The sequence below is a fragment of the Cupriavidus sp. SS-3 genome (assembly GCF_035818815.1).
Classification (GTDB): Bacteria; Pseudomonadota; Gammaproteobacteria; order Burkholderiales; family Burkholderiaceae; genus Cupriavidus; species Cupriavidus taiwanensis_C.
Genome location: NZ_JAYLVT010000002.1, coordinates 397507 through 416508, shown reverse-complemented (window position 1 = coordinate 416508; position 19002 = coordinate 397507). Strand labels below are relative to the sequence as shown.

The 19002-nt window shown below is 69.8% G+C and carries 20 protein-coding genes; 10 read left to right on the top strand and 10 right to left on the bottom strand.

What is annotated here, in order from left to right; translation table 11 throughout:
• Positions 1-17: 17 nt before the first annotated feature.
• Both U9J39_RS05290 and U9J39_RS05285 read right to left on the bottom strand, forming a co-directional pair.
• The gene (locus tag U9J39_RS05290) at positions 18-1022 is read right to left on the bottom strand and encodes a CobD/CbiB family protein (protein WP_326346664.1); all 1005 of its coding nucleotides are present in this window, start codon (positions 1020-1022) and stop codon (positions 18-20) included.
• Positions 1023-1215: 193 nt separating this feature from the next.
• The gene (locus tag U9J39_RS05285; RefSeq protein ID WP_115680739.1) at positions 1216-1914 is read right to left on the bottom strand and encodes a pirin family protein; all 699 of its coding nucleotides are present in this window, start codon (positions 1912-1914) and stop codon (positions 1216-1218) included.
• Between the two features lie 152 nt (positions 1915-2066).
• Between U9J39_RS05285 and U9J39_RS05280 the strand changes: the two genes are divergently transcribed.
• Positions 2067-2987: a LysR family transcriptional regulator gene (locus U9J39_RS05280; protein WP_111521403.1), complete on the top strand. Its 921-nt coding sequence runs from the start codon at positions 2067-2069 to the stop codon at positions 2985-2987.
• Positions 2988-2997: 10 nt separating this feature from the next.
• Positions 2998-3924, top strand: coding sequence for a tRNA glutamyl-Q(34) synthetase GluQRS (gene gluQRS, locus U9J39_RS05275; RefSeq protein ID WP_116312868.1), 927 nt, complete (start codon positions 2998-3000; stop codon positions 3922-3924).
• A gap of 57 nt (positions 3925-3981) precedes the next feature.
• Here gluQRS and U9J39_RS05270 read toward each other — a convergent pair whose 3' ends face one another.
• Positions 3982-5484 carry a DEAD/DEAH box helicase gene (locus tag U9J39_RS05270; protein WP_115680741.1) on the bottom strand — a complete coding sequence of 501 codons (1503 nt, stop codon included), beginning with the start codon at positions 5482-5484 and terminating at the stop codon, positions 3982-3984.
• A 325-nt stretch (positions 5485-5809) separates the two neighbouring features.
• Between U9J39_RS05270 and U9J39_RS05265 the strand changes: the two genes are divergently transcribed.
• Positions 5810-5965, top strand: coding sequence for a hypothetical protein (locus tag U9J39_RS05265; RefSeq protein WP_326346663.1), 156 nt, complete (start codon positions 5810-5812; stop codon positions 5963-5965).
• Positions 5966-5999: 34 nt separating this feature from the next.
• Here the strand turns inward: U9J39_RS05265 and U9J39_RS05260 are convergent, their stop codons facing one another.
• A complete protein-coding gene (locus U9J39_RS05260) occupies positions 6000-6998 on the bottom strand; it encodes a Bug family tripartite tricarboxylate transporter substrate binding protein (RefSeq protein ID WP_326346662.1) in 999 nt (332 codons plus the stop codon).
• A 173-nt stretch (positions 6999-7171) separates the two neighbouring features.
• On the bottom strand, positions 7172-8809 hold the full coding sequence (locus U9J39_RS05255; protein WP_326346661.1) for an acyl CoA:acetate/3-ketoacid CoA transferase: 1638 nt from the start codon (positions 8807-8809) through the stop codon (positions 7172-7174).
• A 191-nt stretch (positions 8810-9000) separates the two neighbouring features.
• Between U9J39_RS05255 and U9J39_RS05250 the strand changes: the two genes are divergently transcribed.
• Both U9J39_RS05250 and U9J39_RS05245 read left to right on the top strand, forming a co-directional pair.
• Positions 9001-9780 carry an IclR family transcriptional regulator domain-containing protein gene (locus U9J39_RS05250; RefSeq protein ID WP_116312871.1) on the top strand — a complete coding sequence of 260 codons (780 nt, stop codon included), beginning with the start codon at positions 9001-9003 and terminating at the stop codon, positions 9778-9780.
• A 771-nt stretch (positions 9781-10551) separates the two neighbouring features.
• The gene (locus tag U9J39_RS05245; RefSeq protein WP_326346660.1) at positions 10552-11061 is read left to right on the top strand and encodes a nucleoside deaminase; all 510 of its coding nucleotides are present in this window, start codon (positions 10552-10554) and stop codon (positions 11059-11061) included.
• A gap of 141 nt (positions 11062-11202) precedes the next feature.
• Here the strand turns inward: U9J39_RS05245 and U9J39_RS05240 are convergent, their stop codons facing one another.
• The 5 genes from U9J39_RS05240 to U9J39_RS05225 form a co-directional block, all read right to left on the bottom strand.
• Positions 11203-11781 carry a hypothetical protein gene (locus U9J39_RS05240; protein WP_326346659.1) on the bottom strand — a complete coding sequence of 193 codons (579 nt, stop codon included), beginning with the start codon at positions 11779-11781 and terminating at the stop codon, positions 11203-11205.
• Between the two features lie 56 nt (positions 11782-11837).
• Positions 11838-12902 (bottom strand): extracellular catalytic domain type 2 short-chain-length polyhydroxyalkanoate depolymerase, encoded by a 1065-nt coding sequence (locus tag U9J39_RS05235; protein WP_326346658.1) that lies wholly within the window; start codon positions 12900-12902, stop codon positions 11838-11840.
• Positions 12903-13060: 158 nt separating this feature from the next.
• Entirely contained in the window at positions 13061-13231 is a 171-nt protein-coding gene (locus U9J39_RS29440) for a LuxR C-terminal-related transcriptional regulator (protein WP_414247730.1), read from the bottom strand.
• Positions 13228-13503 (bottom strand): response regulator transcription factor, encoded by a 276-nt coding sequence (locus U9J39_RS05230; protein WP_115710313.1) that lies wholly within the window; start codon positions 13501-13503, stop codon positions 13228-13230. The genes U9J39_RS29440 and U9J39_RS05230 overlap by 4 nt, the downstream gene beginning before the upstream one ends.
• A gap of 99 nt (positions 13504-13602) precedes the next feature.
• The gene (locus tag U9J39_RS05225) at positions 13603-13896 is read right to left on the bottom strand and encodes a hypothetical protein (protein WP_147309720.1); all 294 of its coding nucleotides are present in this window, start codon (positions 13894-13896) and stop codon (positions 13603-13605) included.
• Between the two features lie 115 nt (positions 13897-14011).
• Between U9J39_RS05225 and U9J39_RS05220 the strand changes: the two genes are divergently transcribed.
• From U9J39_RS05220 to U9J39_RS05200, 5 genes are all read left to right on the top strand, one after another.
• A complete protein-coding gene (locus U9J39_RS05220) occupies positions 14012-14767 on the top strand; it encodes a hypothetical protein (protein ID WP_116312877.1) in 756 nt (251 codons plus the stop codon).
• Positions 14768-14885: 118 nt separating this feature from the next.
• On the top strand, positions 14886-16595 hold the full coding sequence (locus U9J39_RS05215; protein WP_326346657.1) for a S8 family serine peptidase: 1710 nt from the start codon (positions 14886-14888) through the stop codon (positions 16593-16595).
• Between the two features lie 68 nt (positions 16596-16663).
• Positions 16664-17533 carry a hypothetical protein gene (locus tag U9J39_RS05210; protein WP_326346656.1) on the top strand — a complete coding sequence of 290 codons (870 nt, stop codon included), beginning with the start codon at positions 16664-16666 and terminating at the stop codon, positions 17531-17533.
• Between the two features lie 4 nt (positions 17534-17537).
• Positions 17538-18368 carry a bestrophin-like domain gene (locus U9J39_RS05205; RefSeq protein ID WP_116312880.1) on the top strand — a complete coding sequence of 277 codons (831 nt, stop codon included), beginning with the start codon at positions 17538-17540 and terminating at the stop codon, positions 18366-18368.
• A 50-nt stretch (positions 18369-18418) separates the two neighbouring features.
• Entirely contained in the window at positions 18419-18958 is a 540-nt protein-coding gene (locus U9J39_RS05200; RefSeq protein WP_115681480.1) for a glycoside hydrolase family 19 protein, read from the top strand.
• Positions 18959-19002 lie beyond the last annotated feature (44 nt).

The window sequence follows — 19002 nt, the reverse complement described above, 5'->3', positions numbered from 1 at the left end:
TGCCGGCCAGGCGCTGCTCAACCCACCCACAGCGCCAGCGACAGCATCGCCAGCAGCAGCATCCACAACACCACCGCGCGCCACACCAGGCCCACCGCCGATTGCAGCGTGCGCACGCCGGGCTCGGTGCCGAACTCGGGCGGTGCCGGCTCCGGGCCGCCGTTGGCGCCGTCGGCGTCTTCCATGCCGGGCGCATAGTCCACCGCCGGGCCGGCCACGCTGGTGCGCAGCACCACCGTGGAATCGTCCTCGGCCAGCGGCGTGCCCAGGCGCACGCCCAGCGCGCCGCCGCCGCTCGCCAGCAGGATGCCGTTGACGGCATCGTTCCACTTGCGCGCATGGTTGCGCCAGGCGTAGACCGCGTCCTCGAAGTTGCCGACGATGGCAAAGCCGATCGAGGTCAGCCGCGACGGGATCCAGTCCAGCAGGTAGAAGGCGCGCGCGGCGAAGCGGCCCAGCGCAGGGCTGCGCTCGGTCGATGGCAGGTTCCAGTGGCGGCCCAGGTATTCGGCGGTGCGGTACAGCACCACGCCGCCGGGGCCGACCGGCACCAGGAACCAGAAGAACACGCCGAACACATGCCGGTGCACGGCGATGATCGCCGCTTCCAGCGTATGGCGCACGATTTCGGACACCGGCATCTCGACCGTGTCGAGCCCGGTCCACTCGTGCAGCAGCGTGCGCGCGGCATGGAGGTCGTCGCGGTTGAGCGCCTCGTGGATATCGGTGAAGTAATGGCTGAACTGGCGGAAGCCCAGCGTCATGTACAGCACCAGCACGTTCCACGCGAGCGTCAGCGCCACGCTGATCGACGCGAGCAGGTAGTGCACCACGATCACCGCCAGCGTCAGCGGCAGCACCACGGTCAGCCAGGCCAGCGCGGCGTCGCGCGGGCGGCCGGTGTCGAAGGCGTGCTCGGCGCGGTCGCCGAGCGCGCGCACGATCTCGTAGATCGGGTTGTTGCGGCCCAGGGCGCGGAACTGCTCGGCAATCAGCGCCAGGAGAATGGAAACAAAGGTCATCTTGGTACGGGGTGCTCCAAGGGCACGCCGGCCCGTTGGGGCCGGCCGGCGCGACTGGCCAGCGATGTGCCGGCGCAGGCGCAATGCATAGCGAGAAGATAGCACAGCGCTACCCGCCGGCACCCGCTGCGCGCCGCGCCAAAGGCAAAAGCCCGCCATGGGGCGGGCTCTTGCATGGGACCGCAAGCGATCCTCAGGGCAGGTCGAACACCAGCACTTCGGCGCCATCGCCGCCGGACAGCGCGACCTCGGCCACGTCTTCCAGCCGGGCGGCGTCGCCGGCCTCGAGCGCCTTGCCGTTGACCGTGACCCGGCCGCGCGCCACGTGCACATAGGCGCGGCGCCCCGGCGCCAGCGCCAGCGTGGCGGCCTCGTCGCCGTCGAACAGGCCGGCGTAGAGCCGGATGTCCTGGTGCACCAGCACCGAGCCGTCGGCGCCGTCGGCGCTTGCCACCAGGCGCAGCTTGCCGCGCTTGTCGGCCGCGTCGAAGTGCTTTTCCTCGTAGCCGGGATCGATGCCGTTTTCGGCCGGGATGATCCAGATCTGCAGGAAGTGGGTGGTGTCGTGCGCGGCGTGGTTGTATTCCGAATGGCGCACGCCGGTGCCGGCGCTCATGCGCTGCACGTCGCCCGGGCGGATCACGCTGCCGTTGCCCATGCTGTCCTTGTGCGCCAGCTCGCCTTCGAGCACGTAACTGATGATCTCCATGTCGCGGTGGCCATGGGTGCCAAAGCCCATGCCCGGCGCGACGCGGTCTTCATTGATCACGCGCAGCGGCCCGTACTGCACATGCTGCGGGTCGTAGTAGTCGGCGAATGAGAACGAATGATAGGACTTCAGCCAGCCGTGATCGGCGTACCCACGCTCTGCGGACTTTCTGATTTCAATCATTTTGATGGCCCTCCTTGAGCCTTTTCGCCGACAGCACAGTCTGGCTAACCGTGTCGCGGCATGTGTTTTCGCTTTGGATGCTAGGCAGTTTAGGCCTTCAGGCGTATATTGACGGGGACCACCTTAGAAGCAGTCATTCAGAATTTCTGAACATGGCCCTCTCGCTAGAATCCCTCGAAGTCCTCGACGCCATCGAACGCAAAGGCAGCTTTGCCGCCGCCGCCCACGAGATGGGCAAGGTCCCCTCCGCGCTGACCTACGTGGTGCGCAAGCTGGAAGAAGACCTCGACGTGCTGCTGTTCGACCGGCGCCGCCATCGCGCCGAACTGACCCCCGCCGGCCGCGCCCTGCTCGACGAGGGCCGCCACCTGCTGCACGCCGCCGACGACCTGGCGCGGCGCGTCAAGCGCCTGGCCACCGGCTGGGAGGCGACCCTCACCATCGTGGTCGACGACCTGATCAATTTCCGCGCGCTGCTGCCGGTGATCCACGACTTCTACGCCGAAAACACCGCCACCCGGCTGCGCTTTTCCAAGGAAGTGCTGGGCGGCGCGTGGGACGCGCTGGTCAGCAACCGCGCCGACCTGGTGATCGGCGGCGCCTACGACGCGCCCAGCACGCAGGGCTTCCAGATCCGACCGCTGGGGTCGGTGCCCTTTGTCTTCGCCGTGGCCGCGCACCACCCGCTCGCCACCGAGGAAGGCCCGCTCACCACCATCCAGATCGCCAAGCACCGCATCGTCGCGGTGGGCGATACCTCGCGCAACCTGCCGGCCCGCACCCATGGCGTGCTGGCCGGCCAGGACGTGCTGGTGGTGCCGACCATGCGCGACAAGCTCGAAGCGCAGATCCGCGGCCTCGGCTGCGGCTGGCTGCCGGCGCCGATGGCGCAGCCGCATATCGAAAGCGGCGTGCTGCAGGCGCGCGAAACCGTCGAGGTGCGCGCGCCGGGCAACTTCAAGGTGGCATGGCGCACCAGCAACCGCGGCAAGGCGCTGCAGTGGTGGGCCGGCAAGCTGGAAGACCCGCGCCTGGCGCAGGCGCTGCTGCAGCAACCCGACTTCGCCGGCTGAGGGCGGGCTGATGGCAGAGCGGGCTGCAACCGCAGTGCAGGAGAGCGCCGCGCGCGGCTATCGCGGCCGCTTCGCGCCCTCGCCCACCGGGCCGCTGCACATGGGCTCGCTGGTGACCGCGCTGGCCAGCTGGCTGGATGCGCGCGCGCATGGCGGGCAATGGCTGGTGCGCATCGAGGACATCGACACGCCGCGCTGCGTGCGTGACGCGGACCACGACATCCTGCGCACGCTGGAGCGCGTCGGCATGACGCCCGACGAGCCGCCGGTGTGGCAGAGCCGGCGCGAGCCGCACTATGCCGAGGCGCTGCGCCGGCTCGATGCCGCGGGGCAGCTCTACCCGTGCGGCTGCTCGCGCAAGGAGATCGCCGATTCGCTGGTGCACGTGCGCGAGCGCCACCAGACCCTGGGCTATCCCGGCACCTGCCGCCACGGCCTGAACGGCAAGCTGCCGCGCGCATGGCGCGTGCGCGTGCCGGACGGGCCGGCCGCCGTCGTGTGCTTCGACGACCGCTGGCAGGGACGCCAGTGCCAGAACCTGGAAACCGAGCTGGGCGACTTCGTGCTGCGCCGCGCCGACGGGCTGTGGGCCTACCAGCTGGCGGTGGTGGTCGACGACGGACTGCAGGGCATCACGCATATCGTGCGCGGCGCCGACCTGCTCGACTCCACGCCGCGGCAGATCCACCTGCAGCACCTGCTGGGGCTGCCCACGCCGGCCTACCTGCACGTGCCGGTGGTGGTGAACCAGGCCGGCGAGAAGCTCAGCAAGCAGAGCGGCGCGCAGCCGATCGACACCAGCGCCCCGCTGGACGCGCTGCGCGAGGCCGGCGCGCACCTGGGACTGTCGAATCCCGCCGGCACGGTCCAGGACTGGCTGGCGCGGGCCACCGACGGCTGGCGCGAGCGGCTGGCCACGCTGCCGGCATCGGTCTAGCCGCCGCAAAAACAAATGGCCCGCGCAGGCGGGCCATTCATCGGAACGACAATCCGTTCAGGACTTGCGCGGCACACCGCCGAGCAAGGCCGCCACCGGCCGCTTGGGCGCCTGGCGCCCGCGCGTGAGCGCGGCGGCGACTTCGTCGGCGGCCTTGGCCTGCGCCGCGCTGGCGGGGCTGGGCTCATACGGGCGCGAGAAGAACGGGTCGTCCGAAGCGCGGAAGGCCTGGCGGCTGGCGCCGTGGTCGTGGCGGCGCGGACGGTCTTCGCTGTCGGCGCTGCCGCGCGCGCGGCGCACGTCGCTGCGCTCGCGGCGGCGCTCGCCGTCGGCCTGGCGGGCACGCTCGCCGGTGGGATCGAAGCCCTCCAGCTTGCCGCGCGGGATGCTGCGCTTGATCAGCTTTTCGATATCGGACAGCAGGCGCTCGTCATTGCCCGGCACGTAGATCGACAGCGCATCGCCGCTGGCGCCGGCGCGGCCGGTCCGGCCGATGCGATGCACGTAATCCTCGGCGCTGTACGGCACGTCGAAGTTGATCACGCACGGCATGTCGGGGATATCCAGCCCGCGCGCCGCCACGTCGGTGGCGACCAGCGCATCGATGGTGCCGCTCTTGAAGCCGTCGAGCGTTTGCATGCGCTCGGTCTGGGTCTTGTCGCCATGGATCGCGGCGGCGTTGATGCCCTCGCGCTCCAGGTGGCGCGCCAGCCGCGAGCAGCCAATCTTGCTGTTGACGAAGACGATGCACTGGCGCGACATGCCCTGCGCCGCGCGCTGCTTGAGCAGGTGCACCACCGCGGCCTGCTTGTGACCGTCCTCGACCTGGTACACCGCCTGGCGCACGTTCTCGTTGGTCGAGTTGCTGCGTGCCACTTCGATGGTGACCGGCTGCTTCAGGTAGCTGGAGGCCAGCCGCTTGATTTCCGGCGAGAACGTGGCCGAGAACAGCAGCGTCTGGCGCTGCGCCGGCAGCAGGTTGATGATGCGCTGCAGGTCCGGCAGGAAGCCCATGTCGAGCATGCGGTCGGCTTCGTCCAGCACCAGCATTTGCACCTGCGACAGGTTCACCGACTTCTGCTGCACGTGGTCGAGCAGGCGGCCGGGGGTGGCCACCAGGATCTCGACGCCGCGGCGCAGCGCGTCGGTCTGCGGGTTCATGTCGACGCCGCCGAACACCACCGTGCTGCGCAGGTCGGTGTGCTTGGCGTAGCGGGCGACGTTGTCGTAGACCTGGTCGGCCAGCTCGCGCGTCGGGGTCAGCATCAGCGCGCGCACCGGGTGGCGCGCCGGCGAGGCACTGGCATTGGCCAGCGGCAGCAGGCGCTGGATGATCGGCAGCGCGAAGCCGGCGGTCTTGCCGGTGCCGGTCTGCGCGGCGCCCATCACGTCCTTGCCCAGCAGCACGACCGGAATGGCCTGCGCCTGGATCGGCGTGGGAGAGGTATAGCCCTGCTCGGACAAGGCCCGCAGGATGCGCGCGTCCAGGCCGAAGCTGTCGAAGGTCTGCACAGCGGTCGCAACCGCGGTGGTAGGTTCTGGTGCGTTCGTAGTGGTCATGGGTATCGGTATTGGCGGGAGGCGAACCCGGCACAAACGGATACGCGTCTGGAACTCATCTCGCCCTGAATCTCGCCTGGCGCCGGGGAGTTTCCGGCGCGGCCCTGCTGGCTACAGCATTTGGCCAAGAGAATCAAAGACTTAGATTTTAGCATCTCTGCCCGCGCAGTGGGCGCTCCGGCGCCGCCGTGCGCAGGGCGCGACAAGCCGGCGCCAGCGGCTTGCGCACGCGCACATTGTCAAGACATTGTCATATCGGCCAAGCAAGATGCCGGCGGCGCGGCGGCCATGCCGGACCGCGCGCCTTCTTCACATCGAGACCGACATGGACTTCGAGCTGTTTCGCCAGACCTGCCAGCAATTCCTGCGCACCTCCAGCCAGTTCCTGGGACTGGCCGCGGCCGGGCGCCAGGCCACGCTGCCGATGCCGGCGCTACCGACGCTGCCGGCGAGCCAGCCCCAGGGCCGGCAGCCCGCCTGAACCGGAGCGCGCCGCCGGTTCGTCATCCAAAAGCTCAGTCGCCGCGGATGCCGTTGTCCTGGATCACCTTGCCCCACTTGCTGTAGTCGGCCTTCATGCGCGCGGCCAGCTGCTCGGGCGGCATATAGGCGGCCACCGTGCCGGCGCCCAGCATCTTCTGCTGCACGGTCGGATCGGCCAGCGCCTTCTTCAGCTCGGCCGACAATGTCGCCACCACTTCCTTGGGCGTGCCGGCCGGCGCCAGCAGCCCGCCCCATGCGGTGGCGTCGAAGCCCGGGAAGCCCTGCTCGGCCACCGTCTTGACCTCCGGCGTAAAGCTGACGCGCTTGTTCGAGCCGACCGCGATCGGGCGCAGCTTGCCGGCCTTTATATGCGGCAGCGCCGCGATCATGTCCGAGAACATCATCGGCACCTGGCCCGCCAGCAGGTCTGAGATCGCCGGTGCGCTGCCCTTGTAGGGCACGTGCTGCACGTCGAAGTTGCCCAGGTTCTTCAGCAGCTCGGTCGACAGGTGGCCGAAGCTGCCGTTGCCGGCGCTGGTGTAGTTGAGCGCGCCCGGCCTGGCCTTGGCCTTGGCGATGTATTGCTGCAGGCTGGTCACGTCCGGCATCGCCTGGGGATTGACCACCATCACGATCGGCAGGTCATAGGCGGCGCCGATCGGCGCGAAATCCTTGAAGATGTCGTAGCCCTTGCGGTTGATCAGGTGCGGCGCCAGCAGCGTGGGCGTGGCCAGCACCAGCAGCGTGTAGCCGTCGGCGGGGCTCTTGGCGACGTTCTCGGCGCCGATGGTGCCGGAGGCGCCGGGGCGGTTGTCCACCACCACCGGCTGCTTCAGCGTTTCGCTCATCTTCTGGCCGATGATGCGCGCGGCGGTGTCGGTCGGGCCGCCCGGCGGGAACGGCACCACCAGCCGGATCGGCTTGCTGGGGTAGGTCTCGGCCAAAGCCGGTGCGGCGGCGAGCGGCAGCGTGGCGCTCAGGAGCACGGCGCCCAGGCGGCGCTGGAAGGTACGGCGGCTGGTGTTCTGCATGGTGTGACTGTGTCCTGCGGTGAATCGCGGTGAATCAGAATCGATGCGCGGCCCAGGCCGCGCCGGGATGAGGCGACTGCGGTTGCGTAACGTCATGACAGATCTGGCGTGCCTCCTTGCGAACCGGTCGTGGCCGGCCCGTCCGATGGAATGGTTTTCTGGTGCGGCGGCCGTTACAGGCGCATGGTGCCGGCCTGGAACAGGCGTGCATCCATCTGGCGCAGGTCGGGCGCCACCGCCACCGGCGTGGCGCACTGGTCGAGCACATCGCGCTGCAGGTCGACGCCGGGAGCGATCTCGACCAGCGTGAGGCGCGCTTCGCCGCCTTCGCCGGCGCGCATCTCGAATACCGCGCGTTCGGTGATGTACACCACCGGGATGCCCAGCGATGCCACGTAGGGGCCGTTGAAGCTCAGGTGCGACACCTCCGGCACGATCTTTTTCACGCGGCCTTCGCGCACGATCCGCAGGCTGCCGTCACCGGCGCTCACTTCGAGGCCGCCCGCCGTCAGCGTGCCCATGAACACCACGGCACGCGCGCTCTGGGTGATGTTGATGAAGCCGCCGACGCCGGCAATCAGCGCGCCCTCGCCTTCACCGAACTTGCTGACATTGACGTTGCCCTGGCCATCCAGTTCGGCCAGGCCGAGGACCGCCAGGTCGATGCCGCCGCCTTCGTAGAAATCGAACTGCGCGGGCTGGTCCACCACCGCCTCCGGGTAGGCCGAGGCACCGAAGCTGAGGCCATCCGCGGGCGTGCCGCCGATGGGGCCGGCTTCGACCGTCAGCGTGAAGCCGTCCAGGCCGGCCTGGTGCGCGAGCATCCCCACCGCGGCCGGCATGCCGACCCCCAGGTTGACCACGTGCGGCGCGCGCCGCGCCAGTTCCATCACCGCGCGGCGCTGCACGATGGTGCGCGCGTCGAGCGGCACGGCCTCGGGCGACGGAGCGGCGGCATCATCTGCGTCATCGGCAGCGCCCTCGCCCTGCCACGGCGTGACGTAGGCCGGGTTGAAGGATTCCGCGAACGTCATCTGGTGGTTGGCGGGGTTGTCGCAGACCACCACGTAGTCGACCAGGATGCCGGGCACGTGGATGGCCTGCAGGATCTCGTGGTGATCGACCAGGCTTTCGACCTGCGCGATGACGATGCCGCCCGAGTTGTGCGCCGCCTGCGCCAGTGCCAGCAGTTCATGGTGGAAAGCTTCGCGATGGGTGCTGAGATTGCCGCGCGCGTCGGCGGCGGTGCAGCGGATCAGTGCGCAGTCGATCGGGAAGCTGGGGTAGAACAGGTATTCGTCGCCGCGGAACTCGACCGCATCGACCCAGCACGCCTTGCCCTCGGCGATGGCGCGGCGCGCGCGCTGGTTGACGGCGCCGCCGTGGTAGCGCGCGTCCTGCGCGGTGCGCGGGTCGACAAAGGTGTGCAGGCCAATTTTCGTCATCACGCCGGGCTTGCCGCCGGCAATGGCCCGGTACAGGTGGGTCAGCACGCCCTGCGGCAGGTTGTAGCCCTCGCACTGCTCGGCCATCGCCAGCGTGGCCAGCCGCGTGGCCGAGCGCCAGTGGCCGCCGACCACGGTGGCAGTCATGCCGGCGTTGCCGAAATGGTTCACGCCGCGCGCGCCGCGGTCGCCCTGCCCGGCCGAGTACACCAGCGTCAGGTCGCGCGGCAGGCCGTGCTGCAGGAAGCGCTGCTCCAGCGCCTCGGTCACGGCCTCGGCGTGGCCGGCGCCGACAAAGCCCGCGCTGGCCACGGTCCAGCCATCCTGCACGAGCGCCGCCGCTTCACGCGCGGTGATTACCTTCATCGTTGTCTCCGTTTCCGGTCGTACCGTCCCGCATCGCTGGCGGCACGCTTTCCGTGAATTCGTTTTGCGAACATTTGTTCGGAAAACGCTATCATACGGAGATGCTGCCGGTCGGCGCAAGTCCTCCGCAAAGGCATCGACCGGCACGTGCCTGATCGTTCATTTCACCACTGCTCTCTGCCAGACGCCCCATGCCGCAAGCCGAAACCGCCAAGAAGGAAGAACTGCTGGAATCGCTGAGCAAGGGCCTGGCGCTGCTGCGCCTGCTGGGTGCGGGCGCGGAGCGGCTGACCATGCAGGAGGTCGCCGACCAGCTCGACGTGACCCGCGCCGCCGCGCGCCGGCTGCTGCTGACGCTGGAGCACAACGGCTACGTGGCGCAGGACGGCCGCCACTTTGCGCTGACGCCGCGGGTGATGGAACTGGGCTACGCCTACTTTGCCTCGATGAGCCTGCCGCAGGTGGCGCGGCCCTACCTGCAGCAGCTGTGCGAGTCCCTGGGCGAAAGCTGCTCGCTGGGCGTGCTCGATGCCGAATCGGTGGTGCTGGTGGCGCGCGAGGAGCCGCGCCAGCTGCTGCGCGTGGACATGGCGCTGGGGCGGCGGATGCCGGCCTATGCGCATTCGCTCGGCCGGGTGCTGCTGGCCGGCCTGGACGACAGCGCGCTGGAGGCCTACCTGGCGGGCGCGACGCTGCGCAAGCTGACGCCGTTCACGGTCAGCTCGCGCACCACGCTGGCGCGCACGCTGCGCCAGGTGCGCGCCGATGGCTATTGCGTGCTGGTCAGCGAACTGGTCGACGGCTACGCCGGGATCTCGGTGCCGCTGCGCGACCAGGCCGGCGAGGTGGTGGCCGGGCTGGGCTTCAGCATGGTCCTGGGCAGCCGCGACCGGGCCCACCTGGAAACGCGCTTCCTGGCGCCGCTGCGCGAGGCCGCCGCCCGCATCGAAGCCATCCTGCAGGCGCGCTGAGCCGCGGCCCGGCCCAAGTAGAAAAGCCCCGCGTGCCGGGGAGGCAGCGGGGCTCAAGCGGTAGCGGGGCAATCGGTTCGACCACCCACGCCGTCGATCTTGGCGCATCGCGCCGACTCGGGCATCCCCCAAATGCGGGCCATTGCATGCGCCGTGGCTGGCGGACTGCAGGCGCGCCCGGCAAAGCCAGTCAATCATGGCCCTGTCACACGCTCGTAGGAATCCGGGTTTTCGCCGAGCGGGTTTTCGCCAGCTTCCGGCCGGCCGCCGGATGCGGTCTACTGGTCTCACATCGACGCCCCTGGCACCGCCCACGCCGGCTTGCCACCGCCGATGGTGCTGTAAAACTAGTCCACTGACCGGGAGACAGACCATGGTGACGAAGAAAGAAGAGGCATTCGTACTGAAGAACCTTCTCGCCCTTGCCGCGGTGGAAACCGTGGGCGGCGCGATTGCCCTGAGCATGGTCTTCCACCTGATCTGATACGCCCACCCTGGCCGCCGGCGCTGCCACGCCGGCGCCGCGCCTGCCCGTCGCCTTCACCGCATGGCCGGTTGCCCGCGTTCGCCTCGGGCACCATGTTGTCGCGCAAGCGCTGCCGCAGCGATTGCCTGGCCCGGCCCAGCCCCCCTTTCACCATCCCCACCCGCGCCAGGTAGCTTTCTGGCGCGCGCAGCGCCATCATCGTCCCGTTGCCCCGACGCGGCTGCAAGACCGGGCCGAAACGTTCTCCCAATCCTGCTGCCTTCCCCAACCGGAGATCCCCGAGCATGAGCCGAATCACCGATCCGTCCGGCGCCGAACTGTCGCCGCTCGACCTCGCGCTGCTACGCCGGTCGATTGCGCTGTCCGACGAATCCAGGACCCGCGGCCGCCATCCGTTCGCGGCGCTGGTGGCCGACGCGGCCGGCAATATCATCGCCAGCGCCGGCAACAATTCGATGCCGCCCGAAGGCGACCCGACCCAGCATGCCGAGCTGGTGGCCGCCGCGCAGGCCGCGCGCGTGCTGCCGCCCGAACAGCTTGCCGGTTGCACGCTCTACACCAGCGCGGAGCCGTGTTGCATGTGCGCGGGCGCGGTCTACTGGACCGGCATCGGGCGCGTGGTCTATGCGCTGTCGGAACACAAGCTGCTGGGCCTGACCGGGGACCATCCGGAAAACCCGACCTTTTCGCTGCCGTGCCGCGAGGTATTCGCGCGCGGCCAGCGCAAGGTCGAGGTGGTGGGGCCGGTGCTGGAAGACGAAGCCGCGGCATCGCACGCGGGCTTCTGGCAGTAGCGCGGTATCCGCTGCCCGCCTCCCGGGCGGACGGCATCGGGAAGGCATCCAATCCTGTCATCGGCACGTCACCGCGCCTTCCTACATTCGCCTGGCTCCGGCTCGCAGCAGCCGAGCAGCGGGCCCGCGCCGCCGCGGGGTTCAACCGTCCTGCGCCGCGCGCGGTCCCGCCGCGCCCGCGACGGCGCGCGACGCGCCGGGTTCGGCCAGCGCCGACTGCAGCCACTGCGTCCACGCCGGCATCATCGCGGCACTCATTGCCGCGACTTGCCCGGCGCAGGTCTTGCCAGCCTCCTGCCAGTCGGTCAGCGCGCGCAGCAGCGCCAGGCCGAGGTCGTTGCCGTCGCGCGCCTCGCCCACGTCTTCGAGGCAGCGCGCCAGGGCTTCGCGCACGGCATCGTTGTAGCTGGACCTGGCCTGCGACGCGCGCGCGGCCAGGTCGGCCTCGATGGCATCGAGGCCGCGCCACGCATGCGCGACGCCGGCCAGGTCGAGGCGGTCGCGCTGCGCGCGCCACCATTGCGCTTGCTGCGCGGCGCGTTCTTCGGCATAGCGGTTCAGCACGGCCAGCGCCTGGCGCGCCGGCGCCCGGGCCGCGGCAGGATCGGCGGCGCTGAAGGGTGACTGCGCCAGCACGGTGGCGGCTTGCAGCTGGCACAGGGTCAGGTCCAGCGCCGTACGGCTGGCGCTTGCCCATTGGGCTTGCAGAATCGAAAGCATGGCGGATCTCCTTGCGGATTGGAGCAGTGGATCGGAAGGGGCCGGCGCGGCAGCGCTCACTGCGGCGCGGCGCCGAGCCGGCGGACCATGCGCATGACCGCGGCCATCTGCGGCGCCTCGCGCGAGAAGAAGTCCGGCTGGGCCGGGTCGTCGCTGGTATAGCCCCAGAAATCCCAGCACCCGAGCGGGTTATGCCGCGACGCCACGACCTGCGGAAACAGCACCACGATGCGGTTGGCCTCGGCACTCTCCAGGTAGCCGGCGCCACGGACGAAGCGTTCGCCGATGGTGCCCTCGCCCTGCAGGCAGCCATGGAAGGCCACGTGCACGCGGCAAGCCGCAGCACCGCCGTCGGTGCCGCCCGCGCCGCACTCGCGCGGCACGTAGGCATAACCGCTGTCGGCCAGCAGCGCCTTGCCGCCGGGATCGAACGCGCGCTGGTCAAAGCGCAGCAACTCGCCCGCCGGCCGCGCCGCCGGCTTCAGCGCACCATAGATCCACTGCAGGATCTGCCGCGCCTGCTCGAGCCCGCAGTTGTTGATGTAAGGCGATGCGCTCACCGCGCAGGCGGCGTCGCCCGCCTGGCTGGTGATGAAGGCATGGCCGGCCGCGACATCGGCCACATACTGCAGCTGCGACGCCGGCACACCGGCCAGGGTATAGAACCGCCCCACCTGCGCTGCGACGCGTGGCAGCACGGTCTGGTCGCGCGTGCCGGAAAACACGTAGACGCGCTGCCGCGCGAGGTTCTGCACCGGGTCGATGCGGCCATCGCGGGCAAAGGTGCGCGCCGCGTCCAGCGCCGCCTGCGCGTCGGGGCCGGTATCGCCGACCGGCTGCATGCACTGGGTCGCTGCGGCGGTCGCGGGCGGCGTGGGCGCGAACAGGCCGGCGCAGTAGAACGGTCCGCCCGCGACCACGCCGGCGCCGACCATGGTGCCGGAATACGCCACGTGGAACTGCGTGGCCATGAACGCACCGGACGACAGCCCCGACACCGAGGTCTGCGCCAGGTCCGCGCCCAGCGCGGGCAGCGCCTGCGCGGCGACGCCCCCGCTGACGCCGAGCGCGCACGCTGCGGCAAGTGCCCGGTAGCGGGCGGTTGGCTTGCATCGAATCATGATGGCTCCAGCACGGCGACGGGAATCGGAGCGCCGCGCGGATCGCGGCAGGCAGCACGCTGGTCGCCATGCGGCGGCTGCGTGGACCATTGTCGGGAGCCACCGCCACGCCGGGCCATTGGGCAAATGCGGTAGCGCGCCACACTGCCACGCACCCGCTATGCCTCGAAGGCCTGCTGCGGCGGCAACTCCAGCCATCCCTGCTGCACGCTCAGGAACAGCAGGGCGCACACATTGCTGGCGCCCGCCTTCTGCAGCAGCCGGGCCCGATGCGTGCGCGCGGTCTGGTCGCTGATGCCGAGCGCGCGCGCGATTTCCTTGTCGCTCAGGCCGCGCCCGAGCCATTCCAGATATTCGCGCTCGCGTTGCGAGAATGGATTATCCGCGGCTGCCGGCCCGCTTTTTTAAACGGCTCATGCTGGCGCGCGAGATAGTACAGGGTCAATTGCGAGGATTTTCGCAATTGCATTTTCGCGAGCAAATGCTCACGGTGCTTTCGCGCCGTGGATACGGAAAATGCGAGACGTGCGGCGATCTCGCGATCGCTCATGCCGCGCGCAATAAAGGCGAGCACCGTCTCTTCCCGAGTGGTGAGGTTCATGCGGAGGACTCCATGCGATGGAACGAGTGGTTCCGTCGCAGGAGCGGCAGCCGCGCGTCTATCTGTGCATCAGTGCATCACAGGACCCTTCGTGCAAGGCTAGTGCGGACCTACGAGCGGAACCGGGGACAGCCCGGCCGGGCTCCAGATCACTGCTTTTGTTTTCAAACTCTTGCGGTGTTGCGCCGGCATGGGATTGCGCACTACCCGACGGTGCGTTCCGGATTTCCGGATGCCGGCAGCAGAGGCGAATTCTAGGTGCTGGTTTTTATATTTAAAAGCCCATTCATGCTGCGCGATATTTAACTCTGATTGTTGTCCGGCATTATCCACTGCCAATACCGCATTTGCCCAATGGCGACGGCGTGCCGGAAAAACCAAGAATGATTCCACCTGTCCGGTGCCGCGCCATGGCGCAGCAACGCGGCAGGCGCGGCATCCGGAGCCAGCCCTGCGCGGCCCGCCGCCCTAGCTTCCTCAATCCACGCAGTCATTCAAAGGAGTCATCATGACCTACCCCATCCACGCCGCCGTCCTGGCGCCGCAAGGCGTGCTCGGCAATCTCGTCAGCGGTATCGGCAGCCTGCTGCCGTTCGCCGCGCAGCCGATGCTGGTGCCCCAAAGCGCGATGACCGACGCGGTCGCTCCGGCGGTGCGGGACGGCGTGCAGGCCGTGGTCACGCACTACGTGAACCCGGTGATCGGCCATGCGGCCGGCGCCGCCGCCGGCGCGCTGGCGCAGCATCTTCCGTTCCCCGAGCCCGGGCATACCGGCCCGATCGGCAACGCGATCTCGGCGCACGCACCGGGATTCATCCAGGCGGCGGGCACCGCCGCGGGCTATCCGACCATCGCCATCCATGGCGCCAACATCGTTCGCGAAGGCGCGCGCTACCTGCCGTTCTCGGCCATGCCCGCGGTCACGCTGGCACCCCAGGGCGTGTTCGGTTCGCTGATCGGCGCGGTGGCACCGACCCTGGGCCATGCCGTCGGCGGCCTGCTGGGCAATGCCAACGTGGGCCAGCAGATCGGCACCGTGGCAGGCCACCTCGGCGGCCTGCTGCCGTTCTCCGCGCAGCCGCAGGCTGCGCTGGCCCCGCAGGGCGTGTTCGGCTCGCTGATCGGCGCGGTGGCGCCGACCCTGGGCCATGCCGTCGGCGGCCTGCTGGGCAATGCCAACGTGGGCCAGCAGATCGGCACCGTGGCCGGCCACCTCGGCGGCCTGCTGCCGTTCTCGGCGCAGCCGCAAGTGGTCTATGCCTGAAGGCGCATGACGTCCTGGGCATGACCGTGGCGCTCGACGGCGCCGCCGCGGGCCGGCGTACGCGCCGGCCCGCCCGAATCGATGCGCGCGCCGCCTGGCGCCGCGGTGGAGATAGCAAATGGAACGAGACAAGAAAGGCGAGGCCACGCGCGCCGGCGCAGACCGCGCCGCCACGCCCGGCGCGGGCAGCCGCGAGGCCGTGGCGCTGGACGCCGGCCGCAAGCAATACCTGATCGCGCCGCGGCGCCACGTACTGGCCCGGCAGGCGGGCGTGGCACCGATGTCGGCCAGCGAACTGCACAGCACGGTGACGCAGCTGCCCGGCGTTGAAGTGGTGCATGTGGTCGAAGGCCACAAGAACACGCACCTGCATTCGGTACGGCCCGACGAGGCCGCCCACACCTATGTGGTCAAGCTCGACGCCGCGCACGCGCAGATGCTGCAGGCCACGGCGCCGCCGCACATGATCGTCGAGGAAGACCATCCCCTCGGCTATGGCCGCAAGGCCGAAATCGAGACCTCGGACCGGCTGCATCCGCAATCGGCATTCGATGGTCCGTTATCGCGCGAGGTGCTGGTGCGGGTGCTGGGCACCGGCGACACGCCGCTGCCGGGCGTGGCCATCACGCTGGCGGGCGATGGCTTCCCCGCAACCGCCACCACCGATGCCAGCGGCGAAGCAACGCTGACGCTGGTGCAGCAGCAGCCCGGCCCGGCGCGCTCGCTGTTCGTGCGGCCGCTCAGCGGCTACTGGAACAAATATTTGCTGTCGCCCAATGTCGTTTCCGGCCAGGCCAATGTGATACGCGTGACGCCGCTGTCGCAGCCGAATCCGGACGTGCCGCCGCACGGGCGCTTCGGCTGGGGCCAGCGGCTGATGGGGCTGGACCGGCTCACGCGCAGCTTCGGCGGCCGCGGCGTGCGCGTGGCGGTGGTCGACTCGGGCGCCGATGCCGCGCACCCGCTGCTGGCGCATATCCGTCATGGCATGGACTTGACCGGCACCGGCGCCGACGCCGGCACCAACGCCAACGACACCTGGCGCCTCGACACCATCGGCCACGGCTCGCACTGCGCCGGCGTGGTCGGCGCGCGGCCGCAGCCGGGTGCGCCGGCCTCTGCCAGCGCAGAGGCCCAGGCCACCATGCTCGGCTTCGCACCCGAGGCGGAAATGCATGCGCTCAAGATCTTTCCGGGCGGGCAGTTCAGCACGCTGCTGCGCGCGCTGGACTACTGCATCGACCACGACGTCGACGTGGTCAACCTGAGCCTGGGCGCGCCCCAGCCATCGCAGGCGGTCGAGCAGAAGCTGATCGAAGCCGTGCACAGCGGCGTGGCCTGCATTGTCGCTGCCGGCAACTCGGGCGGACCGGTGCAGTACCCGGCGGCCTCCGCCTCGGTGCTGGCGGTCTCGGCGCTGGGCCTGCAGAGCGAACTGCCGCACGACGTATGGGAACGAACCCAGGTAGTGCAGCACGCGGCCACGCGCGCCGGGCTGTTCGCGCCGACGTTCTCGTGCTTCGGCCCGCAGATTGCGGTGTGCGGCCCCGGTGTGGGAATCATCTCGACCGTGCCGGGCGCCGCCTTCATGCCCGACTCCGGCACCTCGATGGCCGCGCCGCATATCGCCGGGCTGGCCGCGCTGCTGCTGTCCGATCCGCAGCTGGCGGCGTGGATGGGTCCGCGCGGACCGCGCCGCGTCGCGGCGCTGTTCCAGCTGATCCGCGCCATCAGTTCGCCGGTCGTTGCGCACGATCCCGAGAACCGCTTCGGCAGCGGACTGCCGCAGCTGCAGAACCTGCAGCGCCTGCTGGGCCGGCCGCAGTAGCGCGCCGCCCGCCGCGCGGGAAACAACGCGGCCCGGGCCACCGGGCCGCCCTACTTCTTCCACAGATCATGCGCACGCTCGACTTCACCGCCGCGCCGTTGCGGCGCGCCGCTGCCGCGGCCGCCGAACCCGTCGCGGCAACGCCCCGGCTTGCCGCGGCGACGGCTGCCCCGTTGCCGCTCGATGGCCAGCTGCGCCGCGAATGCGAGGCCATGGCCAGCCATGCACTGCGGCTCGGCATCGCCATGCCTGCCGGCTGGACCATGCTGCTCGGCAGCGATCACGAAGCGGGCCCGGCATCATCGGCTTCGTCGCAGCAGCAAGCCGGGACGGGCCTTGCCGCGCAGCAGCTCGCACAACTCCACCAGGACCTGGCCCGCGCCATCGCGCCCGCCACGCCGCAATGCATCACGCTGCTTGACGATGAGCGCCGCCGCGCGCATCCGCTGGCCTGCCTGGGGCCCGTGCCGCTGGTGCGCGCATTGACCGGCACCGCGGTGTGCTGCCTGCTGGCGGTGGTGCTGACCGGCTTGCCGGCAGAGGTGTCGATGGAGAACATGCGCGCCGGCATCCTGGCCTCGTCGGGCCGCACGCTGCTGTTCAACATGCTGTTCCTGCTGTTCTGCGCCGGGCTGGGGGCCTCGTTTGCGTCGCTGTTCCAGGTGCACGGCTACATCGCCCGGGGTACCTATGACCCCAAGTACGACGCCGCCTACGCCGCGCAACTGATCCTTGGCATCATGTCCGGGCTGATCCTGGTCGAGATGCTGCCGCCGCAGTTGTTCGATTCGGCCGGCATGCGCAGCTTCGGCAAGCCGGCCTTGTCGATGCTGGGCGGCTTCTCCGCCACCGCGGTGCATCGCCTGCTGCAGCGCATCGTCGAGATCGTCGAGACCGCGGTGCGCGGCAGCACGCCGCGCGAGCCGCGCAAGGAGTAGCGCCATGCTGTTCCTCTACAGCCTGCCCAGCACCGGCATGGCCGCCATCGTGGTCACGGCCATCGTCGCGGTGGTGCTGGCCGGCTATGCGGTCGCGCGCCGCTTCGCGCTGATCGAGCTCGATGCCGAGCAGCGCGCAATGGCGGTGTCGATGGTCTCGATCATCACCACCATCAACTCGCTGCTGGTCGCCTTTGCCGCGATCAACGTCTGGGACACCTACAACGCCGCCGACCGCACCGTCGCCGCGGAAGCCACCGCCGCGGGCGAACTCGCGCGCGACCTGGCCGCATTCGACAGCAGCGCCGCCGATGCCGCCGCGGCGGCATTGCGCACCTACCTGGTAATGGTGGTGCATGAGGAATGGCCGCGCATGCAGCGCCTGGGCAGGCCCGATGCGCACACCGAACAGCGCTTCGACGCGATGTTCGATCTGGCCAACCGGATCCGTCCGCTCGACAGCCGCCAGACCGTGCTGCTGGGCGAAGTGCTGATGCGCGTCAACGAGATGGTTAAGTACCGCCAGCAACGGATCCTGACGCTGCATGCGGCGATGCCGAACACCTTGTGGGGCGTGATCCTGATTGTCAGCGCCCTGTCGTTCGCGTTGCTGTACGTGCTGCCGGCAACGCCCTTCAACCTGGCGCTGATCACCGCGTGGGCCATCACCATCGGCCTGGCGTTCTTCTTCCTGCTCGCGGTCGACCGGCCCTTCGCCGGCGAATTCAGCGTCAGCGCCGACCCGCTGCAGCACACCATCGACACCCTGGTGGCCAATGGCACATGGCCGGAGTCGCAACCGGCGTCACAGCCGATGCCATACCCAGCGCCATAACGGCACGCCGCAACGGTCGCCAAATCACAACAAGGAGACACAAGATGCAGATGACCCCGGAGCAATTCCGCGCCGCCACCGGACTGAGCGAGCCGCAATGCGAGCGCTGGTTCGCGCGCCTGTGCGAAGCGATGCAGGCGTACGACATCACCGGCGCGGCGCGCATGGCCGCGTTCCTGGCGCAGACCGGGCACGAGTCGCTCGGCTACCAGTTCACGCATGAGCTGTGGGGGCCGACGCCGGCGCAGGCGCTGTACGAGCCGCCGTCGCGCAAGGCCATGGCGCTCGGCAATGTGCGGCCGGGCGATGGCAAGCGCTTCCGCGGCCGGGGCCTGATCCAGATTACCGGCCGCGCCAACTATGCGGCATGCGGCGCCGCGCTCGGCGCCGACCTGACCGGCACCCCCGAACTGCTCGAGCAGGACGCCTGGGCCGCGCGCTCGGCGGCATGGTGGTGGCGCACGCACGGCTGCAATGCGCTGGCCGACAGCGGCGACTTCATCGCGCTGACGCGGCGCATCAACGGCGGCACCAACGGACTCGAGGACCGCCTGCGCCGCTGGAAGGTCGCCACCGCGGCGCTGGCCTGAAGCGACACGGCACCATGAAAAAAGGGGCTACGGCATTTACCGTA

Bases quoted from the DNA above. Each gene is read 5' to 3' on its own strand.
- U9J39_RS05270 (WP_115680741.1), bottom strand. From the start codon at position 5,484: ATGACCACTACGAACGCACCAGAACCTACCACCGCGGTTGCGACCGCT.
- U9J39_RS05230 (WP_115710313.1), bottom strand. From the start codon at position 13,503: ATGAACCTCACCACTCGGGAAGAGACGGTGCTCGCCTTTATTGCGCGC.
- gluQRS (WP_116312868.1), top strand. From the start codon at position 2,998: ATGGCAGAGCGGGCTGCAACCGCAGTGCAGGAGAGCGCCGCGCGCGGC.
- U9J39_RS05235 (WP_326346658.1), bottom strand. From the start codon at position 12,902: ATGATTCGATGCAAGCCAACCGCCCGCTACCGGGCACTTGCCGCAGCG.
- U9J39_RS05220 (WP_116312877.1), top strand. From the start codon at position 14,012: ATGACCTACCCCATCCACGCCGCCGTCCTGGCGCCGCAAGGCGTGCTC.
- U9J39_RS05265 (WP_326346663.1), top strand. From the start codon at position 5,810: ATGGACTTCGAGCTGTTTCGCCAGACCTGCCAGCAATTCCTGCGCACC.
- U9J39_RS05215 (WP_326346657.1), top strand. From the start codon at position 14,886: ATGGAACGAGACAAGAAAGGCGAGGCCACGCGCGCCGGCGCAGACCGC.
- U9J39_RS05205 (WP_116312880.1), top strand. From the start codon at position 17,538: ATGCTGTTCCTCTACAGCCTGCCCAGCACCGGCATGGCCGCCATCGTG.
- U9J39_RS05285 (WP_115680739.1), bottom strand. From the start codon at position 1,914: ATGATTGAAATCAGAAAGTCCGCAGAGCGTGGGTACGCCGATCACGGC.
- U9J39_RS05280 (WP_111521403.1), top strand. From the start codon at position 2,067: ATGGCCCTCTCGCTAGAATCCCTCGAAGTCCTCGACGCCATCGAACGC.
- U9J39_RS05290 (WP_326346664.1), bottom strand. From the start codon at position 1,022: ATGACCTTTGTTTCCATTCTCCTGGCGCTGATTGCCGAGCAGTTCCGC.
- U9J39_RS05245 (WP_326346660.1), top strand. From the start codon at position 10,552: ATGAGCCGAATCACCGATCCGTCCGGCGCCGAACTGTCGCCGCTCGAC.
- U9J39_RS05255 (WP_326346661.1), bottom strand. From the start codon at position 8,809: ATGAAGGTAATCACCGCGCGTGAAGCGGCGGCGCTCGTGCAGGATGGC.
- U9J39_RS05240 (WP_326346659.1), bottom strand. From the start codon at position 11,781: ATGCTTTCGATTCTGCAAGCCCAATGGGCAAGCGCCAGCCGTACGGCG.
- U9J39_RS05260 (WP_326346662.1), bottom strand. From the start codon at position 6,998: ATGCAGAACACCAGCCGCCGTACCTTCCAGCGCCGCCTGGGCGCCGTG.
- U9J39_RS05210 (WP_326346656.1), top strand. From the start codon at position 16,664: ATGCGCACGCTCGACTTCACCGCCGCGCCGTTGCGGCGCGCCGCTGCC.
- U9J39_RS05200 (WP_115681480.1), top strand. From the start codon at position 18,419: ATGACCCCGGAGCAATTCCGCGCCGCCACCGGACTGAGCGAGCCGCAA.
- U9J39_RS05250 (WP_116312871.1), top strand. From the start codon at position 9,001: ATGCCGCAAGCCGAAACCGCCAAGAAGGAAGAACTGCTGGAATCGCTG.